Source organism: Eubacterium sp. AB3007, assembly GCF_000688015.1.
GTDB lineage: Bacteria > Bacillota > Clostridia > Peptostreptococcales > Anaerovoracaceae > Aminicella.
Genome location: NZ_JIAD01000001.1, coordinates 2,082,875 through 2,102,623, shown reverse-complemented (window position 1 = coordinate 2,102,623; position 19,749 = coordinate 2,082,875). Strand labels below are relative to the sequence as shown.

Here is a 19,749-nt window from a genome sequence, read left to right as displayed (position 1 = left end):
TACCACAATTTCGTGTATAATAGTCGCATAGGAGGGAATGACAGATGAGAGTTTTTGATTTACATGCAGATACGATGATGGACATCGCCAACCGGTATGCGCTGGGAGAGCGGGAGGTACTCAGCCGGCGCCACCTGCCTCACTACCGGCAGGGCGAAGTAGGGGCGCTGATCTACGCCCTGTGGACCACCAACACTTTTGGGGAATTCGAGGAATATCTGGAGGATGCGGAAGGCTCAGCCCAGCAGGTCATGATCCGCTTGCTGGCCCGTTCCTTCCAGGAATTGAAAGCCACGGAGGGCATCGAGGTGGCCACCACCGCGGCGGATATCGAGCGGATCCAGGCCGCCGGCAAGGTTGCGGTACTGCTTGGCCTGGAGGGGGTCTACGGCTTCGAAGGCGAACTGGGTATGTTCGACGTCCTCTACGATCTTGGCTTCCGCCACGCCATGTTCACCTGGAACGACGACAACGAGTTCGCCGCGGGCAATGAGTTTTCCTCTGAAGATTATGGACTCACCGATCTGGGCGTGCAGGCGGTAAAACGCATGGAGGAGCTGGGAATGCTCATCGACGTCTCCCATGTCAGCGAGAAGACCTTCTGGGACATCATGGAGAACACCTCCTGTCCCATCATGGCCTCCCATTCCAACGCTTGGACCCTCTGTCCGTGCTCCCGGAACCTGAAGGATGACCAGCTCCGAGCCATCGCCGAGCGGGGTGGTGTCATCGGCATGAACACCTGGCGAGGGTTCATCAAACCGAAGGATGCTCCCGCCACCGTAGACGATCTGGCCGCCCATGCCCGCTACATCGCAGACCTCATCGGCCCGGAGCACGTAGGCTGCGGGTTCGATTTCGCCAACTACTTCGACGATGAGGATGCCATGCTCCCGGGCCTGGCCCATGCAGGCGAGGCCCAGGGCTTTGTGCATGCACTGGAACGAGCGGGATTCTCCGACACTGAGATCCAGGCCATCTGCTGGGACAACGCCATGCGCCTGATCAGCAAAGTGTGTCGATAGGTGTGTCAAAAGGGACGGTTCTTTTTGACACACTTTCGGAGAGGGACTCCACAACGAAAAACCGACTATCCGCGGACTTAGGACGTAATTCGCCCCGGGTCTGCAGCATAGTCGGTTATTCTCTTATCTGATTATCTACTGTCTCCGATCCTATCCATTAACAATAGATATGTTCACCGGAAATCAATGCTAATATTATATTCTGTTCTGCCAGATGTCAAGAAAAAGAATTGTTTATTTCCTGGCAGCGGCCTTCTTCTCGGCAGCCTCGTGCTTGGCAGCGGTGGCGACCAGAGGCTTCTTTACCTGCTCTCCGGCAGCCAGAACAGCAGCATCGGTGTGCGCCACGTGGCTCACCAGGTCGATGACCTTGTTGGCATAGCCCCACTCGTTGTCGTACCATGCGATGAGTTTCACAAAGCTGTCATCCAGCATGATGCCTGCCTTCTCGTCGAAGATGCAGGTGTTGAAGTTTCCGCGAAGATCGGCGGATACCAGCTCGTCGTTGTTGTACTCGATAATGCCTTTCATGGGGCCCTCAGCCGCTTCCTTGATGGCCTTGCAGATTTCCTCATAGCTTGTCTTGGTCTTCAGTTCAGCGGTCAGGTCGACGACAGAAACGTCGTTGCTGGGTACGCGGAAGCTCATGCCGGTCATCTTCCCGTTCAGTTCGGGGATAACTCTTCCAACCGCCTTGGCCGCACCTGTGGTGGAAGGAATGATATTGTTGAATACGGAGCGACCTGTTCTCCAGTCACGTCCTCCATTGGAGTCTACCGGCTTCTGCTTGGCGGTGGAGGCGTGGATGGTGGACATCAGAGCCTTCTCGATCCCAAAGGCGTCGTTGATGACCTTGGTCAGCGGTGCCAGGCAGTTGGTGGTGCAGCTGGCGTTGGAGACCACGGTCATGGTAGCAGGATCATACTCCTCATGGTTGACGCCCATGACAAAGGTCGGGATATCAGCAGACTTTCCGGGAGCGGTCAGGATGACCTTCTTGACACCACCCAGGAAATGTCTGGAGCAAGCCATCTTGGTCAGGAACTTGCCGGTGGACTCGATCACATACTCTGCACCGCAGGATGCCCAGTCGATGTCTGCCGGATCATCCTCAGAGAACACGTGAATGTCCTTGCCATTGATACGGATGCCATCATCGGTCGCTTCCACATCGCCCATGAAACGTCCAAATACTGAGTCGTACTCCACCTGATAGGCCATTCTCTTGAAGTCCGCATTGTGAAGGTTGACACCGCAGATCTCGATATCTGTGTCTCTCATCTCCAGACTGCGCAGAATGACACGTGCGATACGACCGAATCCGTTGATTCCTACCTTGATCTTGTTGCTCATTGTAATATACTCCTCTCCATAACTCTGTTGTATAATAGTAATAAGCGTGTTCATCACACGATTATCATTATATACCTTCAGAATATCTAATGGCAACACCTTGCAAGAGGATTCTTTTCTTATATCCGATGCAGATCAAAGGTGAACCGAAATCATTTCACCTTGCCGGTTTTCGCCTTGGACCATGGTCCCCAGCTGATCAGTTTCCCTGACTGGTTGCAGGCTCTGACCATGACGGTGTATTTTGTCTTATGCTTGAGCCCCTTGACGACCTTCTTGATCTTCTTACCCTTCGCCTGCTTTACCGAGACGAGTTTCACCTGCCCGGACTTCTTGTCTTTCAACTGGATCTGATAGCCGGTGGTGTTGGCAGCCACACGTTTCCACTGGACCGTCAGTTTACCCTTGCCCTTCTTGACCTTCGTCAGGGTCACCTTAGCCGGTTTTTTGGGCGCAGCAGCCTTCTTCGGCTGTAGTTTCTGTTGCTTCGCCTTCTCCAGGTTCGTGTCCGCGTTCGTCTTCGCCGTCTTCAGCCCCGACAAAGCTCCTTCGAACTCATCGATGGAGATCTCGCAGGCCGGCTTCGCCAGCATCTCCTTGGCAGCGCTGATCGCCTGCCGGATCTTCTTCTGGTCCTCGGCACTGTAGTCCTTCAGGTTGAGGGATTCCAGCTCAGTGATCTTCTCCTCAAGCTGCTTCTTGACTTCCAACTTGGCCGGATCGACGATCTGGAACTTCACTTCCCGGGTGCCGCCGTAGTTGCCCTGTCCAACGATCGTGACGGTGGCGGTTCCCTCTTCATTACTGTTCACGTAATCCAACTTATAGTCCTGATCACACTCCAATGTGACGCCGCCGTCTTTCACGGTTACCGTCGGCTCATAACTGCTTTTGCCCTCCTCCAGCTGCTGATCCGGAATGGGATCCACGGTGATGGACTTGACGTTGATGGCCTTGGGCGCAATGGTAAAGGTCTTTGTAGCGGTGCCAGTGTAGTTTCCTGTTCCGCTAATGGTGACGGTGGCCTCGCCGGCGTTGATGTTACTCTCGAACAAAGCATTATAATCCTTGCCAACCGTCAGTGCATCGTTATTAAAGGCGACAGTGACCTGCGGCTTGCTCGCCTTTCCGCTATAGGTCTGGATCGGAATATCGCTGACCATGTCCTCGGTGATCTCTTTCGGCTGAATCTGGAATTTCACCTGCTGATTGCCGGAGTAGTTGCCTTTTCCTTCGATGGTGATGGTGGCTTCACCGGCGTTGGTGTTGTTCTTGAAGGAAACGGTGTAGTCTGTACCGGCCTTCAGCGTAACTGTCTTTCCCTTGTCCTTTATGGTCAGCGCAGGCTCGATCGCCTCACCGGTGTAGGTCTGATTCGGGATGGCCATGACCACCGCATTCTCCAGTTTGAAGAACTCGTTATAGGCGTTCTGTGCAACCTGAAGAGCAGTGCCTGCCTCCAACAGCGCTTTCTCCTTATCATTCTTGTCATTTTCAGCTCTCGTCAGCGCCGATTGCTTATCTGTCAGTTCAGCGTTCTTCTTCGCGGCAGTTCCCTTCGCTGTCTCCCATTCGCTGACGAGTTCCTTTATGTGATCATAATCACTATAGGTAGACGCATTCGCCAGATCGATACCATTTGCTTTCTCGGACTCCGCCTTTGCCAGATCTCTTTCCCTGGTGGCAGCATCCTTTTCATCAAGCCTATCCTTCTCGCCTTGTTCTGCGTCGGCCAGGGGCTGCATCAGATCGGCAATGGTCTTATTGACTTCCTCCAGCTCAGCCTCTTCCTTTTTCAGTGTTTTCTGTTTGCTCTCGATGGCACTGTTATTCTCAGTGATGGTGTTCTCCAACTCCGAGATCCTCGCCTTCACATCCACCAACGCCTGTGGCTCATCATTCAGTGCCTGCTGCTCTGCTTTCGCATTCTCCAGCGCATCCTGATAAGACTTGAAATACGCTTTCACCTCATTCTCATACTGATCTACGGTGATTGCATTCTTCGTGTCATCATTGAAAGACTGCGTGGCGCGCATCGGCCAACCGTTCGGCGCATTCTCATTCTCAGCAAACGCGGCCCCCGTTGTGGTGTATTCTTCATTTCGGAGTGTCAGGTAATGCCCCACCTGGCCGTAACCAGCGGCATTGGTCTGACTCGAGAGATTTGGATAATTATTCCAAATTTCTCTGGTGCTAAGATCCATACTGAGGCCTGACCATTTCCCTGATTCCACTGCCTTTTGCAGGGCCTCTTTTTCTTCGTCGTACCAGCCTACGTACGGATCATACTGATCCATCGAGTAACCATACGCATACGCCAGGTTTTCGTTCCCCGTGGTTGCAGGCCCGATCGCCCAGAAACTATCCGTATTCGCATAGCCTTGGGGTGTTTTCCCATTTTTGTTATACAACGTGTGCCCTGTGGAATACGCGGTGAAGGTGTTGCTCATCATGGCAACACCCATCAGCTGATAGCTCACCTTGAAGATCGATTTACCTTCCTTTCCTCGTAGCTCATTGGATTTCCTGATCAGCTTTGCTGCATGCATCAGATTGTCATAGGTACAATGGCTTTTCAGGATATCCTTGAACGATGCATCGTTTACTGCATCTGCGATGGTGGCGACGGTTTTTCCGTTGGAAGTGCATGATTCTTTGAATTTTGCGTCCGTATAGCCCTTGCAGACGTCCATCATTTCTTCCAAAGTAAAGAACTCACTCCCTAGGCTGTCGATCTTGTTATTGATGAACTGATAGCCGGCATTATCGTAATCCGACTGCGCCTTCTTCACCTTCTCTGCAGCATTGGCTTTGTCCTTCATCCACTTGGCATTCAGACTTTCCATCTCGGCTTCTGCACTCTGCTTTTCCTCAGTCTTCCGGACATTGTCATCCTTCAGGGACTGAATATCCGTAGAAAGCGTCGCAATAGATGTCTCATGCTCCTCTTTGGAGGTACTCGCATTATCCATGTCCGCACGGAGTTTGTCCGCCTTTTCCTTTGCTTCATTATATGCTGCCTCGGCTGTCTTCAGGGTCTTCTCTGCAGTGTCATACGCCTGCTTCTTCTCTGTCACCAGCGCACTCACTGCATTGTTTGCGGCCTGTTCCTTCTCGCCTGCCACCTTCTCCGCTGCATCGGCCTCTGCCTTAGCTTGGTCATAGGCGTCCTTGGCATCGTTATAGGCGTTCTCGGCGGTAACCTTCTCCCGTTCCGCCTTTTCCTTCGCACCCTCTGCCGCATCCAGCGCCGCCTTCGCTTCCTCCACAGTCTCCGGAGTATCGCCGGCAAACGCGTAGCCGTTCATTCCGCTGCTCCACGGCAGAAAGCTGATGATCACGGCAACACAAAGCATGACCACCGAAAGAGCCCTACCTCGTCTGGCAATCTTACCTGACATAACTCCTCCTTTTTATAATCGCTTAATAACTTTCTATGTCTTCTTATTTTACCCTAAAGGCGCATCCATTTCAATACAATTTAATCACAACCACCGGCTCAGCCTATGGTTTGTTCTGCCCCAATAAGGGTCTGTTAGCTGCCGGCATCTAAAGATACATCGAATAGTTTGACAACCGCACCAACTTTTCTATAAGGAGTTGTCTCTTGAACGCTCGATTATTAAGGAATTCAAACGGTGGAATCCGACTCCAATCGGGTTATCACTAGTCGGGATATCATTTCCGGGTGAACACGGCTTTGTCCACAGACTAAAGTATCTACGAAAAAACCCGCGCCACCTGAAACAGTGGGCGCGGGCATACCATTCCTCTATTTTGCTTTGTGTACGATTACCGGATCGCGTTCTGAGAGCTGTCGCGCAGGATGACGTCGTGGGCACCGCCCTCTACGATCGAGGTGGCGGATACCAGGGTCAGTCTGGCGTTCTCCCGAAGATCTTCGAGGGAGAGGGCCCCTACATTGCACATGGTGGACTTGACCTTGGTGAGGGACAGGTTCACGTTATCGTGGAGGGAGCCTGCGTAAGGAACGTAGGAGTCGACGCCTTCTTCGAACTTCATGCGGGGGTCACCGCCCAGATCGTACCGCTGCCAGTTGCGGGCACGACTGGATCCTTCACCCCAGTATTCCTTGACGTAGTTGCCGTTGATGTTCAGCTTGTTGGTGGGGGACTCGTCGAAGCGGGCGAAGTATCTGCCCAGCATCAGGAAGTCCGCACCCATGGCCAGTGCCAGAGTCATGTGATAGTCATAGACGATGCCGCCATCAGAACAGATGGGAATGTAGATTCCGGTCTCTTTGAAATACTCGTCTCTGGCTTCAGCCACCTCGATGACTGCGGTGGCCTGTCCACGGCCGATGCCCTTCTGCTCACGGGTGATGCAGATGGAACCGCCGCCGATACCGATCTTGATAAAGTCCGCTCCTGCCTCTGCCAGATAGCGGAAGCCTTCCTTATCGACGACGTTGCCTGCGCCTATCTTGACGGAGTCGCCGTACTTCTCGTGAACCCATGCCAGGGTCTCCCCCTGCCACTCGGAGTAGCCTTCCGAAGAATCGATGCAGAGAACATCTGCCCCTGCCTCTACCACCGCCGGGATCCTTTCCTCGTAGTCGCGGGTGTTGACACCGGCTCCTACCACGTAACGCTTGTGGGGATCCAGTAACTCGTTGGCGTTTTTCTTATGGGCGTCGTAGTCCTTCCGGAAGACGAAATACGCCAGTCTCTGCTCCTCGTCCACCACCGGCAGAGCGTTCAACTTGTGCTCCCACAGGATGTCGTTGGCTTCGCTGAGGGTGCACCCGTCCTTGGCGGTGATCAGTTTCTCGAACGGTGTCATGAACTCGCTGATGGGCGTGGACGGATCCATGCGGCTGACGCGGTAGTCACGGCTGGTCACCAGGCCCACCATCTTCCCCTCGGAGGTGCCATCCTCGGTGATGGCGATGGTGGAGTGGCCGCTTCTGGCCTTCAGGTCCAGCACGTCCTGCATGGTCTGGTCAGGTCGGAGGTTGGAGTCGCTCACCACAAAGCCTGCCTTGTAGGCCTTGGCGCGGCGGATCATGGCCGCCTGATCCTCGATGCTCTGGGAACTGAAGATGAAAGAGATCCCACCCTCTTTCGCCAGGGCTACCGCCATCTTATCATCCGAAACAGCTTGCATGATCGCGGAAACAAGCGGGATGTTCGCAGACAAAGCTGGCTCTTCCTCACCTTTTCTGTACTTGACGATCGGTGTTCTGAGCGAGACATTGTCTACAGTCATTTCCTTGGATGTGTAGCCAGGTACCAACAGGTACTCGTTGAATGTCCTTGACGGTTCTTTGTAAAAGTGAGCCATGTTCCCCTCCTATTGATGAGCTTACTATGTGCATATTTAGGGCGACGCAAAGTTCCTGACATACTCGCGCGTCGAGGACGAAGCGACCGCCTGCAACAAGCGCCAGGAGCTTCACCTCCTCCGCTCGTTATTAGCAATTATTCTACATGAAACCATGTTCTAAATCAAGATAAAATCACAGGCACGGCCAAAGATTTTCGCCGCGGTACGCCCGTACGAAGTATTTGTATACGTGGTTCTTCTCCACGGTCTCATCCCGGAATCTGATCACATCCCCGGACTCCGTGTTATTGACCTTCACGTACTCTCCTCCATCCACAGACCGGAAGACCACATACCCGTCTGCTCCAGGGCGCTTCTCCCATTTGAGCGCCACCTCACCGCTCCTGGTCTTGTAGGCATCCTTCAATTCCACACAGGATTCCCGGAAGATTCCGTTCACAAAGCCGAAGAACTGCCTGGCGACAGGCGACTTGTCAATCTCCCTCACGTACTGGTTCTTCGATGGCGTATTCAGTTTCTCCTCTGCCTTCTGGACCCTGACCGCTGCGGCTCTCTCCATCGCGTCCCTTTCGCGGAACACTGTGTTCGCGTAATTCAACAGCCGCCGCGTGTTCACGTAGCGCTTGTTCAGCGGTGCCTTCATCACCACCGTGATGATCTCATGGCCGTTCAGATTGGCCACCTCCAGCAGGGACGCGTTGGAATAATCCCATGTACCGGTCTTGCCTCCCTGGATATTATAAGTCTTGAATGGGGTCTTATCCTTCTTGTGGGCCGTGAAGAACGGATTGGTCAGCTCTGCGGTCCACCCACCCGGCCTTAGCTTTGTGCTCGGCATCTTGTATTTCCGGGTCTGGCAAATCTTCCGGATCTCGTCGTACTTGAACGCCTCCCGGGCGATCAGCGCCATGTCGTAAGGCGTGGAGTGCAGATTCCCTTCGATGAGCCCGTTGGCATTGGTGAAATAGGTGTTCTTGCAGCCCAGCCACTTCGCCTGCTCGTTCATCAACGCGGCGAACCCCGCCTTACTTCCGCCCAGATGGCTCCCCAGGATCGCCGCCGCATCGTTGTCGGACTCCAGCAGCGCCGCGTAGAGCAGATCCCGGATCTTCATCCGCTCCCCCGCCTTCAGGTACATCTTCACTTCCATGACCTTGGTATCCTCTGGGGTGCACACGGCGTAATCGTCCATCGACAATGCCCCCGTCTCTATCCTCTTCATCACCAGAAGTGCGGTCATGATCTTCGTCATACTGAGGGGATCGAAGGCCTTGTCCTGGTTCTTTCCATAGAGCACCTCACCGGTGTCGCCGCAGTAGATGATGGCCCCTTTCGCCTCGATATCCACATCAGATCCAGAGGTCTCAAAAGTCGACACCGTGACGTTCTTCTTGTCGTCCTGCTCCTTCTGCTTGCTCTGCTCCGCAGTGACCTTGTCCTGTCCGTCGGCAGCCTTCCCGACCCCGGTGTTCTCGGCTCGCTGCAGCGCCGCCTCTTCCTCCGACTTCGGTTTCTTCGCTGCTTTCTTCTGGCTCGTCTTGGTCATGCCGGCTCCAGACCCTGCCGCAAACGCTGTCATCGGCAAGCTGAAAGTTGTCAACAGGACCATGCACAAAGCCAATATCGCGAATCTCTCTGATAGTCTTCTCATATAAATAAATCTCCCATCCCGTGGTTATTGACTCATACAGAGTTATTATACCATGGAATGAGAGTTTCTTCTACTCTTTCTTTAGGGGGAAACAGCTCCTCGGCTTCCACCCGTCTGCTGCACCAACCAGACTACGGAATCCTCACACTCTCTGCTTTCGATGGTCAGCGTCGCCTCCGGCGGACAATAGTTGTCGATAGCCTGCAACACCTGTCCCATATCGATCACCCCCTCCGTAAGTGGTGCGTGCAGATCTGTCTTCCCGTCGTTGTTGTGCATATGAAAATGCCCGATCCGTGGGCCCAGGGCCCGGATCCATTCCAGGGGATCGGTCCTCACCGCACTGGCGTGCCCCACATCCAGACAGGCCTTCACCCTGGGATCCCCAAGCGTATCCAGAATCTCGATAAGAGTGTCCGGCTCGGGATCAAACACATTCTCAATATACAGGCTGAAATCCTCCGGCTTGTCTGCCATAAATCTCTCCCAGAATTTCACCGACTGCTGTACGTGCCATTGGGGGTAATAGATCGTCGGATAGTAACCTGTATGGAGCACCATACGTCTCAACCCTAGCCGCAATGTGCCGGCTGCCGCCTGCTCCACACGCCCCATCATATAATCCACTGCTGCAGTGTCGATAGCACTCGGAATGATTTCCGTAAAAGGTCCGTGAACGATGGATTTCTCCGGGTCGATCACACCTCCTGCAGGTACGCCACGATCCACAGACAGAAAAGCAAGAAACTCATCCACTTCTCTATTCCCATATTGCTCAGGAGTATAGTCCTGCATGCTCTCCCATTGGGCCCGGGCAGCCTCCATGCGTCCCCTCGCCCCGGGCAGCGTCAGGCCACAGTCCAGCGCATCCTTCTCCATAGCCGCCAGCGTCCGATCGACCACGGCCTCATCCAAGGATCGCGAGATACAGAACTGATTGAACTCGATGCCAATGCCGTTCTCTCGAATGACGCGGATGGCATCTGTAGAAAAGGTCGATAGGTATATATCTCTCATAATCCTTCCATTCTGAAAAATCAATACTTTACAACCATTATAATGCTGAAACTACCACAATTCAATAGTTCCCTTCGAAACGATACCCTTAAAACCGTTCCTGCACCAGTTCAGCCAGCTGCCAAATCGCATCTGAACTCGTGCCCCCAGAGGCATCATCGCTGGTCACAAAGAAACTGACTCCCAGTACGTACCCCTCCCGCAGGTACATCTGGATCTTCTCCGCCTGCCTTCTCAGATACTCATCCTCTCACAACATGCCAAGGTGCTCGACGATCAGAAACGATCCGTCGCACCATGTCAGCCACGATACTGCGAACAGCGGTGGAATCAGCTTTCCCGACATACTTCCGTCGTTTCTTTCCGTTCTCCCGAATCACCTGACAATAATATACCTGCTTCCCCCGCACGTGTTTCTCGAGCCTCGCGGGGTCTATCGGGCACAAAGCCTTGAGCATTTTTCAATGAGCCACAGATTTCGCAGCAGAACCGACTTTGGCATCCTATCCATCATCTCGTTCATCCATCTCCCCCCCTCATCCTGTTAATAGTGGATGAAATAGTCACACCATTCCCTTACAACGGCACGATTTCTATGGAAAAAAAAACCACAAAGGCGACAATTTGGGTCGACCATGGAAATGAGACAGAGGGAATCGATACTGGGGCAGGAGAGCAGGTGAACGTGAAGATTGAATGCGCAGGACCAGATTACGGCAAGGTCGGGGCGACACTGCACGAGCCGAACAACAGTCCCTGTGTCGCCCCATAGAATCGCCCCCGGCCTGCGGCCGGGGGCTACCACCCAAGGAAATGAAAACGGAGCGCCGCAGCGCTCCGTTCCTATTTCTATTTCATTGGTACGATCTTTGCGGCGAAGCCGCCAGGATCGAGGCGGGACTTTAGAGAGCGGAGCTCTCGCAAGGTTTCCTACCTTGCAACAACGCTGCCAAGGTCGAGGGAAACCTTACATCATCCCTCCCATGCCTCCCATGCCGCCTGCAGGCATTGCCGGTGCCGGATTGTCTTCCTTGATGTCCACGATGCCAGCCTCTGTGGTCAGCAGCATAGCGGATACGGAAGCTGCGTTCTGGATGGCGGATCTGGTCACCTTAGCCGGGTCAACGATACCGGAAGCGATCATGTCCACATACTCCTCGGTAGCTGCGTTGAATCCATAGCCTTCCTTCTGGTTCTTCACCTCAGCGACCACCACGCTGCCCTCATAACCTGCGTTCTCAGCGATCTGTCTCACCGGCTCCTCCAGAGCGCGGATGATGATCTGTCCACCGGTCTTCTCATCACCAGACAGGCTGTTCACGTACTCGGTCACTGCCGGAATAGTTGCACAAAGCGCTACGCCGCCGCCGCTGACGATACCTTCCTCAACAGCTGCCTTGGTAGCATTCAGAGCGTCCTCGATGCGGAGCTTTCTTTCCTTCATCTCAGTCTCTGTAGCCGCACCTACCTTGATGACAGCTACGCCGCCGGACAGTTTGGCCAGTCTTTCCTGGAGCTTTTCCTTATCAAAGTCAGAGGTGCTTTCCTCGACCTGATTCTTGATGGAGTTGATACGAGCCTGGATCTCGGCTTTGTCGCCGGCGCCATTGACGATGACAGTGTTGTCCTTGTCCACCTTGACAGTGCCAGCCTGCCCCAGAAGATCCACAGTAGCCTCAGCCAGAGTGAAACCGACTTCCTCACTGATGACTCTGCCGCCTGTCAGGATAGCGATATCTTCCATCATAGCCTTCCGTCTGTCGCCGAATCCCGGAGCCTTCACAGCTACCACGTCGATGGTGCCGCGCAGCTTGTTGACAACCAGAGTTGCCAGAGCTTCGCCCTCAACATCCTCCGCAATGATAACCAACTTGCGGCCCTGCTTCACGATCTGCTCCAGCAGAGGCAGTAGTTCCTGAATGTTGCTGATCTTCTTGTCGGTGAGCAGGATGTACGGGTTGTCGATGACTGCTTCCATCTTGTCTGTATCGGTAACCATGTACGGAGACAGGTATCCTCTGTCAAACTGCATGCCCTCGACCACGTCCAGAGTGGTGCCCAGAGTCTTGGCTTCCTCAACGGTGATGACACCGTCCTTGCCAACCTTCTCCATCGCCTCTGCGATCAGTCCGCCGATTTCCTCGTCTCCTGCGGAAACGGAAGCGACCTGTGCGATGCTCTCCTTGGTTTCTACGGACTTGGATGCCTTCTGGATCTCCTCGACTGCCTTGTCCACAGCCCCCTGAATGCCTCTCTTCAGAACCATCGGGTTCGCTCCTGCAGCCAGGTTCTTGAATCCTTCACGGATGATGGCCTGTGCCAGCAGTGTAGCGGTGGTAGTTCCGTCACCAGCCACATCGTTGGTCTTGGTGGCGACTTCCTTCACCAACTGTGCTCCCATGTTCTCGGTAGCATCCTCAAGCTCGATCTCTCTGGCGATGGTCACGCCATCGTTGGTGATCAGCGGAGAACCGAAGGACTTATTGATCAGAACGTTTCTGCCCTTAGGTCCCAGAGTGATCTTCACTGTATCTGCCAGCTTGTCTACACCTGCCTGCAGTTTCCTTCTGGCGTCCTCGCCGTAAAAAATATCCTTTGCCATGATAATCTCTCCCTTCTATATGACTATTTCTCGACCACAGCCAGAATACCTGACTGGTCCATGATGGAATACTCTTCGCCTTCGAACTTGATCTCGGTGCCTGCGTACTTGGAGAATACGACCTTGTCACCAACCTTGACTTCCATATCCTCGTCCTTGGTGCCGGGGCCTACTGCCACGACCTCTGCGTACTGCGGTGCTTCCTTGGCGGAGCTGGTGAGGATGATACCACCTGCGGTCTTCTCCTCAGCCTCGATCTTCTTGATGACGACTCTCGCGCCCAGCGGTTTGATTCCAAAACTCATTTCTATTACCTCCTGCGTACCAAAACTCTATTCCACGGCGCCTTTCGGCCACCGGGTCTTCCTTATGTTAGCACTCAGTCCGTTCGAGTGCTAATCAACAGTTATATTGTATGTCTTAGTCAGCAATATGTCAACTGTTTTTGGGAAGTTTTTTTGTGTTGATTGAGTGAAAAAAGGCAAGGGGTGCCAAAAGTGTGTCAAAAAGAACCGTCCCCTTTGACACACTCCTTCCACCGCCTGTACACACTCGCAAGCACCGCGCCGGAAATGTTATGCCACACTGAGAAAACCGCTCCCGGAACTGTGGCCATGGCGAGATCTGGGAATGCCGTTGCCGCCAGTGAGGTGGCCAGCCCGGAATTCTGCATACCGATCTCAATGGAGAGCGTCTTCACTTTCGGAACTTCCAGCCTAAGCAGCTTGCCCAGGCCAAAGCCGCAGGCATAGCCCAGCAGGTTGTGCAGGATGACCACCGTCAGGATCACCGCGCCCGAGGTCAGGATCTTCTCAGCGTTGTGAGAAACCACAGCCATGATGATCAGACAGATGGCGGTGACCGATACCAACGGCAGGATGTTTCCAAACAGTTCTGCGGCCCTTCCCCAAAAATGGTTGATCAGAAGCCCTAGTGCAACAGGAATAATAACCACCTCGATGATAGACAGGAACATGCTCCACACATCCACCTCAATGCTCGTATGGAGGAGCAGATAGGTGATGGCCGGTGTCAGGAGGGGCGCCACCAGAGTGTTCACTCCGGTCATGCCCACCGAGAGAGCCACGTCCCCTTCCGAAAGATAAGTAATCACATTGCTGGATGTGCCTCCGGGGCATGTTCCCACCAGCACTACACCAGCAAGCATCGCGGTATCCAGCTGAAAGATCGTTCCCAGACCAAAGGCCAGCAGAGGCATGATGGCAAACTGGCTGACACATCCGATAAGAATGTTACGGGGATGACGGAAGACGTACTTGAAATCCTCCCCTTTCAGTGTCAGCCCCATGCCGAACATGACCACCATCAGCAGGTAATTGACCCATGAGGTCTGCACCCAAAGCGCCGCATCTGGAACAAACAAAGACACCGCCGCCACTACCAACACGATAATAGCCATGTAGTTCCCAACGAACGAGCAAATCGTCTCAAGCTTTTTCATCGCGATCAACCTTAATATCCCTGGCAATGACTTTGTACAGTTCATCGGCGGCAGGCGGAGCGATGCGTCTCTCACGACCATCTCTGCACAAAGCCTTTACCCCCGCGCTTCCCTCGTACACGCGGCCGATGACAGAGGCCTCCACCGGAGGGTCCATCCGCTGGCAAGCCACCACGATGTCATACGCCTTTGCAGGAGAAGCGGCGATCAGCATGCACCCGCTGGAAATCAGGCGGTGATAGTCCAATCCATAATGTTCGCAGATCTTGATTGTCACAGGATCTACAGGAATGGAGGTTTCATCGATGCGTGCTCCCAGTCCGGCTACCCGGCACATCTCCCATATCGCACCGTAGATGCCGCCTTCTGTGACATCGTGCATGCCGGTAGTTCCGATCTCACCGGCCACCAGACCTTCGCGCACCACACTGACCTGACGGATCATCTCCTCTGCATGTTCCAGTTCTTCTGGCGACAGGATCCCTGCCAGTTCATCTTGACGCTCGACTGCGATGATGCCGGTACCTTCTAAGCCGGCAGTCTTAGTCATCAAGAGCATGTCCCCTGGCCGCATACGACGTGCACTTTGGGATGCACCTGCCAGGCCCCGGCCGAACGCAGTGGACACAATCACCGGCTGGGTCACCACCGGAGTGATCTCCGTATGGCCACCGATGATTTCGACCCCTGCCTCCTCCGCCGCCTGGGCAGCCTGCTCCATGATATGGGCAATATCCTGCTCTGTCGTCCCCGGTGGGAGCATGCAGGCCAGGGTGATCCCCAGCGGTTCGATTCCGTTGCTGGCAATGTCGTTACAGGAGATATGGATCGCAAGTCGACCGATATCTTGCACATCCGCAGTGATGGGATCTGTGGAGATCACACACTCGTACTCCCCAAAATCGATCACCGCGCAGTCTTCACCTACACCGGCCCGAGTCCGCACCTCTGGACGTTTCAGACGGATCTTGTCGATGACGATCCTCTTCAGTACATCGTTATCCAGTTTTCCAATTTTCAGTTCACTCATCGATCGCCCCTTTCTCCAGCCAACGCAGGATAGTCTCTTCATCAATGATAGGTACCCCCAGTTCCTGAGCTTTCTTGTTTTTTCCGGACATGGAGGTCACGTCGTTGTTTATCAGGTAATCGGTCTTGCGGCTGACCGACCCGGCCACCTTGCCGCCGACCTTTTCGATCTCGTCGCGCAGGGCGTTTCGATTGCTGAAATGCTCCAGTGACCCGGTGATCACAAAGGTCACTCCCTCCAGGAAGGCGTCTCCTTCTGTATGTTCTTCTTCCTGGAAGTGCACAAGACTCCGCAGATCTTCCACCAATGCCAGATGCTCCGGATCCTGAAACCACCGCACGTAAGCTGCCGCCATCACTTCGCCGATGCCCTTGATCTGCATCAGGCCGTCCACATCCAGCGCCTGCATCGTCTCCCAATCGCCTCCGCAGGCAGAGGCAATCAGCTTGGCCGTTGCCACCCCCACCTCCGGGATCCCCAAGGCATAGAGCAGCCTGGCCGGGGTAGTTTCCCGGGCGGCCTCACAGGCCGCCATAAGATTCTGGTAAGATTTCTCTCCGAACCCCTCCATACTGACGATCTCTTCTCTGGCGCCTTCCAGGCGGAACAGATCCGCCGGCGTCTTCACCAGGCCAAGATCTACCAGTTTCTCCAGCGTGGATTCACTGAGGCCTTCTATATTCATGGCATCCCGGGATACGAACAGGCTGAACCCCTTGATCTGCTTGGCGGGACATGCGGGGTTTCCACACCGCAGTGTTGCTACCCCGTTTTCATCCCGGATCTCGGTGGGCGCACCACATACCGGACAGGTTTCTGGAATCGGAAGCCTCCCGCTCCTGGTAAGGTTCTCCGCGATCTGCGGAATGATCATGTTGGCTTTGTAGACCAGGATCCTGTCCCCGATGCCAAGTTCCAGGTCTCTCAGGATACTGATATTGTGGACGGAAGCCCGGGATACTGTGGTTCCCTCCAGTTCTACCGGATCAAAGATTGCCACCGGATTGATGAGCCCCGTCCGGGAAGCGCTCCACTCGATCTCACGGAGCACCGTCTCCTCCTGTTGATCGGCCCACTTGAAAGCGATGGAATCCCTTGGGAACTTGGCCGTGCTCCCCAAAGACCGTCCGAATTCAATGTCATCAAACAGGAGCACCAAGCCATCGGAAGGGAAATCATTCTCAGAGATCGCGGCCTCGAAACGTCCCACTTCCTCTATTACCGTTGCCGCCGTCACTGCCTTGAATTTCACAACATCAAACCCCTGCTCCCGCAGCCAGGCAAGCTGCCCGCTGCGGCGTCCCCCAAAATCCGGGGCGCCAGCGCCTTCCGCCTCCACCAGAGAGAAGGCCAGAAAACGCACATGACGCGACCTGGTGACCGCAGGGTCCAGCTGTCTCACCGACCCGCTGCATAGATTCCGCGGGTTCTTGTATTTCGCCTCCACGTCACCGATCTTTTCGTTGATCTTCTGAAACTGGCTGTAGGTGATGATGGCCTCCCCACGGAGCACAAGGCGCCCGGTAAAGGGGATCCTCAACGGCACGTTGGCAAACACCTTCGCGTTCTGGGTGATGACTTCCCCGATCTCTCCATTGCCTCGGGTCAGTGCCTTCACCAGTTCGCCACCCTCGTAGGTCAACACGATGGTCAGTCCATCCAGCTTCCAGGAGAGCAGTCCTTCCTGGTCTCCCAACCATGTGGCCAGTTCTTCCCGACTCTTGGTCTTGTCCAGGGAGAGCATCCGGCTGGGATGACGCTCCTTGGGCAGTTCCGACAGGACCTCGTACCCCACGTTCTGGGTAGGACTGTTGGCAAACACCAATCCCGTCTCTTTCTCCCACTCCACCAGCTCGTCGTACAGCCTGTCGTATTCCACGTTGGGCATGATCTCCGCGGCCTCCTGGTAGTAGGCCCGGGCTGCCCGGTTCAGCAGATCGATTCTATCTAATATTGCTTGTTTCTTGTCCATATTCCTCTACAGTTTCTTCAGCGGGGCAACGCCCACGGCCATTTTCTTCAGGCCTACCTCGTCGAACATGATCTGGATGATCTTACCGTTGTTTTCCACCACCATGCCGGTACCAAACTTGTTGTGCCTCACCCGGTCTCCCGGAGCCAGATCCGTGTCCCCTCCGGCGGCAGTCTGTTTGGTGGACATGCGGGCGTACTTCAGGGAATCGAAGGGTTTGTAAGGCTTCTCCTTGAACCCGTCGTAGCTGCCGGTACTCACCCCCGGCCCGCCGTGGCTTGCCCGCTGCTGATAAACGTCAGAACCCTTCACCAGGTTCTTGTCCAGCTCCCGCAGGAACTGAGATTCCCTGGTGTACTCTGTACGACCATAGCGAGTCCGCTGCTCGGCGCTGGTGAGATAGAGCAGTTCCTTGGCTCTGGTCATCCCTACGTAGCAAAGGCGGCGCTCCTCCTCCATGGCATCGCTGCTGTCAAAGGCTTTGTTCCCCGGGAAGAGGCCGTCCTCCATGCCGGGCATGAACACCACCGGGAACTCCATTCCCTTGGCGCTGTGCATGGTCATCAGGGTCACCGTATCCTGGTTCTCGTCGTAGTTGTCCACCTCCGCGGCTAACGTCAGATTCTCCATGAACTCCTCGATGGTGGGATTCTCCGCACTCTTCTCGTAGTCGGTGATAACGGTCCTGAATTCCATCAGGTTCTCGATGCGGCCTTCCGCCTCGATGGTGCGCGCCTGCTCCAGAGCTTCCAGGTAACCGGACTTGTCCAGCAGTGTCTCGTAGATCTCCAGCACCGTCAGGTTCTCACGCTCCCGGCGGCAGGTGGCCAGCGTCATCACCAGGTCGCACACCTTGTCGTAGGCTTTGCCAGGCAGGGTCTCCTGCACCTCCTCCGCGCACAAAGCCTCAAGCAGGCTTTCGCCCCGTACCTGGGCAAAGGCAGCGATCTTGTCCACGGTCTTGGGCCCCATACCCCGCTTGGGTTCGTTGATGATCCGGCGCAGAGACAAATCGTCCTTCGGGTTCACCACCAGGCGAAGATAGGCCATGGCATCCTTGACTTCCTTCCGGTCGTAGTAGCGCATACCGGAAAGGACACGGTAGGGGACAGCATACCGGGACAGCACTGTCTCGAAAATGCGGGACTGCGCATTGGTCCGGTACAGGATGGCGAAATCGGTCAGGGGTCGCCCCTTTCGGTGCAGTGATTCGATCTCCCGGGCGATGTACCCGGCTTCTGCCCCGTCGTGTTCTAGCCGCTGATAGATGATCTTGCTGCCGGCGTCCCGGGTGGTCCAGAGTTTCTTGTTCTTCCGGCCCCGGTTGTTGCAAATGACGGAGTGGGCCGCCGCAAGGATGTTTCCCACAGAGCGGTAGTTCTGTTCCAGCTTGATGACTTTGGTCTCCGGAAAATCCTCCTCAAAATCCAGAATGTTCCGGATATCAGCGCCTCGCCACTGGTAGATGCACTGGTCGTCATCCCCCACCACGCAGAGATTGTGATGGCCCGCTGCCAGCATGGCCACCAGTTCGTACTGAATGTGGTTGGTGTCCTGATACTCGTCCACCATGATGTAACGGAACCGCTCCTGATACTGGAGCAGAACCCCCTCATCCTTCTGGAAAAGCCGCAGGCAGTTCAGCAGGATGTCATCGAAATCCATGGCGTTGTTCTGGCGCAGGGCCTTCTGGTATGCCTCGTAGACGCCGCAGATCACATTGGTCCTGTAACCCTCTGAAGACTGGGCCTTCACCTCTGCAGGCCCAAGCCCCTTCTCCTTGCTGTGGCTGATGGCCGCCAGCAGGTACTGGGGGGAGTACTCCTTCTCGCTGATGCCCTTCTCCTTCAGTATGTTCTTCACCAGGGTCTTCTGGTCGGTGGTATCGTAGATCACAAAGTTCTTCTCATAGCCCACGATCTCCGGGTTCTGCCGGAGGATCCGGAGGCACATGGCGTGGAAGGTCATGATCCACATACCCCGGGTGTCACCCACCAGGTCCTCCACCCGGCTCTTCATTTCCCCCGCCGCCTTGTTGGTGAAGGTCACCGCCAGGATGTTCCAGGGGGCCACCCCCTGCTCTACCAGATAGGCGATCCGGTGGGTCATGGTGCTGGTCTTGCCGGAGCCTGCTCCGGCCAGGATCAACAGCGGCCCGTCTATGTGCATGGCAGCTTCCCGCTGCTTATCGTTCAGATGGTCTAGGTTCATGTATATCTCTTTCTCCTTTGTCCCTGCTATTCAGCCAACTTTAGACATTATATCATCCGCTCTGTGAAAACACAACCGCACCAACAGAAAAGGCCGCAGGCTCCGGGCCACCACCGAAA

14 protein-coding genes are annotated in these 19,749 nt (G+C 54.8%); 2 read left to right on the top strand and 12 right to left on the bottom strand.

Translation table 11 applies throughout. The annotated features are described in order from the left end of the window. Positions 1-44 precede the first annotated feature (44 nt). The gene (locus P156_RS0109950; protein WP_027869978.1) at positions 45-1,025 is read left to right on the top strand and encodes a dipeptidase; all 981 of its coding nucleotides are present in this window, start codon (positions 45-47) and stop codon (positions 1,023-1,025) included. A 234-nt stretch (positions 1,026-1,259) separates the two neighbouring features. Here P156_RS0109950 and gap read toward each other — a convergent pair whose 3' ends face one another. The 6 genes from gap to P156_RS13660 all read right to left on the bottom strand — a co-directional run bounded on the left by gap (position 1,260) and on the right by P156_RS13660 (position 10,564). Beyond that, positions 1,260-2,378 (bottom strand): type I glyceraldehyde-3-phosphate dehydrogenase, encoded by a 1,119-nt coding sequence (gene gap, locus P156_RS12410; RefSeq protein WP_081818544.1) that lies wholly within the window; start codon positions 2,376-2,378, stop codon positions 1,260-1,262. A 152-nt stretch (positions 2,379-2,530) separates the two neighbouring features. Beyond that, on the bottom strand, positions 2,531-5,779 hold the full coding sequence (locus tag P156_RS0109940) for a fibronectin type III domain-containing protein (RefSeq protein ID WP_027869977.1): 3,249 nt from the start codon (positions 5,777-5,779) through the stop codon (positions 2,531-2,533). Between the two features lie 391 nt (positions 5,780-6,170). Beyond that, positions 6,171-7,682, bottom strand: a complete 1,512-nt coding sequence (locus P156_RS0109935) for an IMP dehydrogenase (protein WP_027869976.1) — start codon at positions 7,680-7,682, stop codon at positions 6,171-6,173. A 175-nt stretch (positions 7,683-7,857) separates the two neighbouring features. Next, complete coding sequence (locus P156_RS12975; protein ID WP_051600895.1) at positions 7,858-9,336, bottom strand: D-alanyl-D-alanine carboxypeptidase family protein; 1,479 nt, start codon at positions 9,334-9,336, stop codon at positions 7,858-7,860. A gap of 81 nt (positions 9,337-9,417) precedes the next feature. Then, positions 9,418-10,353 (bottom strand): sugar phosphate isomerase/epimerase, encoded by a 936-nt coding sequence (locus tag P156_RS12970; protein WP_051600894.1) that lies wholly within the window; start codon positions 10,351-10,353, stop codon positions 9,418-9,420. 88 nt (positions 10,354-10,441) lie between these two features. Then, on the bottom strand, positions 10,442-10,564 hold the full coding sequence (locus P156_RS13660) for a hypothetical protein (RefSeq protein ID WP_255344216.1): 123 nt from the start codon (positions 10,562-10,564) through the stop codon (positions 10,442-10,444). 384 nt (positions 10,565-10,948) lie between these two features. Between P156_RS13660 and P156_RS13420 the strand changes: the two genes are divergently transcribed. Continuing rightward, on the top strand, positions 10,949-11,125 hold the full coding sequence (locus P156_RS13420) for a hypothetical protein (protein ID WP_185752204.1): 177 nt from the start codon (positions 10,949-10,951) through the stop codon (positions 11,123-11,125). Positions 11,126-11,320: 195 nt separating this feature from the next. Here P156_RS13420 and groL read toward each other — a convergent pair whose 3' ends face one another. From groL to P156_RS0109885, 6 genes are all read right to left on the bottom strand, one after another. Continuing rightward, positions 11,321-12,955 carry a chaperonin GroEL gene (gene groL / locus P156_RS0109910; protein WP_027869975.1) on the bottom strand — a complete coding sequence of 545 codons (1,635 nt, stop codon included), beginning with the start codon at positions 12,953-12,955 and terminating at the stop codon, positions 11,321-11,323. A gap of 23 nt (positions 12,956-12,978) precedes the next feature. After that, the gene (groES, locus tag P156_RS0109905) at positions 12,979-13,260 is read right to left on the bottom strand and encodes a co-chaperone GroES (protein WP_027869974.1); all 282 of its coding nucleotides are present in this window, start codon (positions 13,258-13,260) and stop codon (positions 12,979-12,981) included. Between the two features lie 197 nt (positions 13,261-13,457). Next, positions 13,458-14,417 (bottom strand): bile acid:sodium symporter family protein, encoded by a 960-nt coding sequence (locus tag P156_RS0109900; protein WP_027869973.1) that lies wholly within the window; start codon positions 14,415-14,417, stop codon positions 13,458-13,460. Next, positions 14,404-15,447, bottom strand: coding sequence for an AIR synthase family protein (locus P156_RS12395; RefSeq protein ID WP_051600893.1), 1,044 nt, complete (start codon positions 15,445-15,447; stop codon positions 14,404-14,406). Before P156_RS12395 ends, P156_RS0109900 begins: the two co-directional genes overlap by 14 nt. Further along, a complete protein-coding gene (gene ligA, locus P156_RS0109890) occupies positions 15,440-17,419 on the bottom strand; it encodes an NAD-dependent DNA ligase LigA (protein ID WP_027869972.1) in 1,980 nt (659 codons plus the stop codon). The genes P156_RS12395 and ligA overlap by 8 nt, the downstream gene beginning before the upstream one ends. A gap of 6 nt (positions 17,420-17,425) precedes the next feature. Then, positions 17,426-19,630: an ATP-dependent helicase gene (locus tag P156_RS0109885; protein WP_027869971.1), complete on the bottom strand. Its 2,205-nt coding sequence runs from the start codon at positions 19,628-19,630 to the stop codon at positions 17,426-17,428. Positions 19,631-19,749: the final 119 nt, after the last annotated feature.

Excerpts from the sequence above, each read along its gene's own strand:
- P156_RS12970 (WP_051600894.1), bottom strand. The coding sequence starts at position 10,353 with ATGAGAGATATATACCTATCGACCTTTTCTACAGATGCCATCCGCGTC.
- ligA (WP_027869972.1), bottom strand. The coding sequence starts at position 17,419 with ATGGACAAGAAACAAGCAATATTAGATAGAATCGATCTGCTGAACCGG.
- P156_RS0109900 (WP_027869973.1), bottom strand. The coding sequence starts at position 14,417 with ATGAAAAAGCTTGAGACGATTTGCTCGTTCGTTGGGAACTACATGGCT.
- P156_RS13420 (WP_185752204.1), top strand. The coding sequence starts at position 10,949 with ATGGAAAAAAAAACCACAAAGGCGACAATTTGGGTCGACCATGGAAAT.
- P156_RS0109940 (WP_027869977.1), bottom strand. The coding sequence starts at position 5,779 with ATGTCAGGTAAGATTGCCAGACGAGGTAGGGCTCTTTCGGTGGTCATG.
- groES (WP_027869974.1), bottom strand. The coding sequence starts at position 13,260 with ATGAGTTTTGGAATCAAACCGCTGGGCGCGAGAGTCGTCATCAAGAAG.
- groL (WP_027869975.1), bottom strand. The coding sequence starts at position 12,955 with ATGGCAAAGGATATTTTTTACGGCGAGGACGCCAGAAGGAAACTGCAG.
- P156_RS12975 (WP_051600895.1), bottom strand. The coding sequence starts at position 9,336 with ATGAGAAGACTATCAGAGAGATTCGCGATATTGGCTTTGTGCATGGTC.
- P156_RS12395 (WP_051600893.1), bottom strand. The coding sequence starts at position 15,447 with ATGAGTGAACTGAAAATTGGAAAACTGGATAACGATGTACTGAAGAGG.
- P156_RS0109935 (WP_027869976.1), bottom strand. The coding sequence starts at position 7,682 with ATGGCTCACTTTTACAAAGAACCGTCAAGGACATTCAACGAGTACCTG.
- P156_RS0109885 (WP_027869971.1), bottom strand. The coding sequence starts at position 19,630 with ATGAACCTAGACCATCTGAACGATAAGCAGCGGGAAGCTGCCATGCAC.
- P156_RS13660 (WP_255344216.1), bottom strand. The coding sequence starts at position 10,564 with ATGTACCTGCGGGAGGGGTACGTACTGGGAGTCAGTTTCTTTGTGACC.
- P156_RS0109950 (WP_027869978.1), top strand. The coding sequence starts at position 45 with ATGAGAGTTTTTGATTTACATGCAGATACGATGATGGACATCGCCAAC.
- gap (WP_081818544.1), bottom strand. The coding sequence starts at position 2,378 with ATGAGCAACAAGATCAAGGTAGGAATCAACGGATTCGGTCGTATCGCA.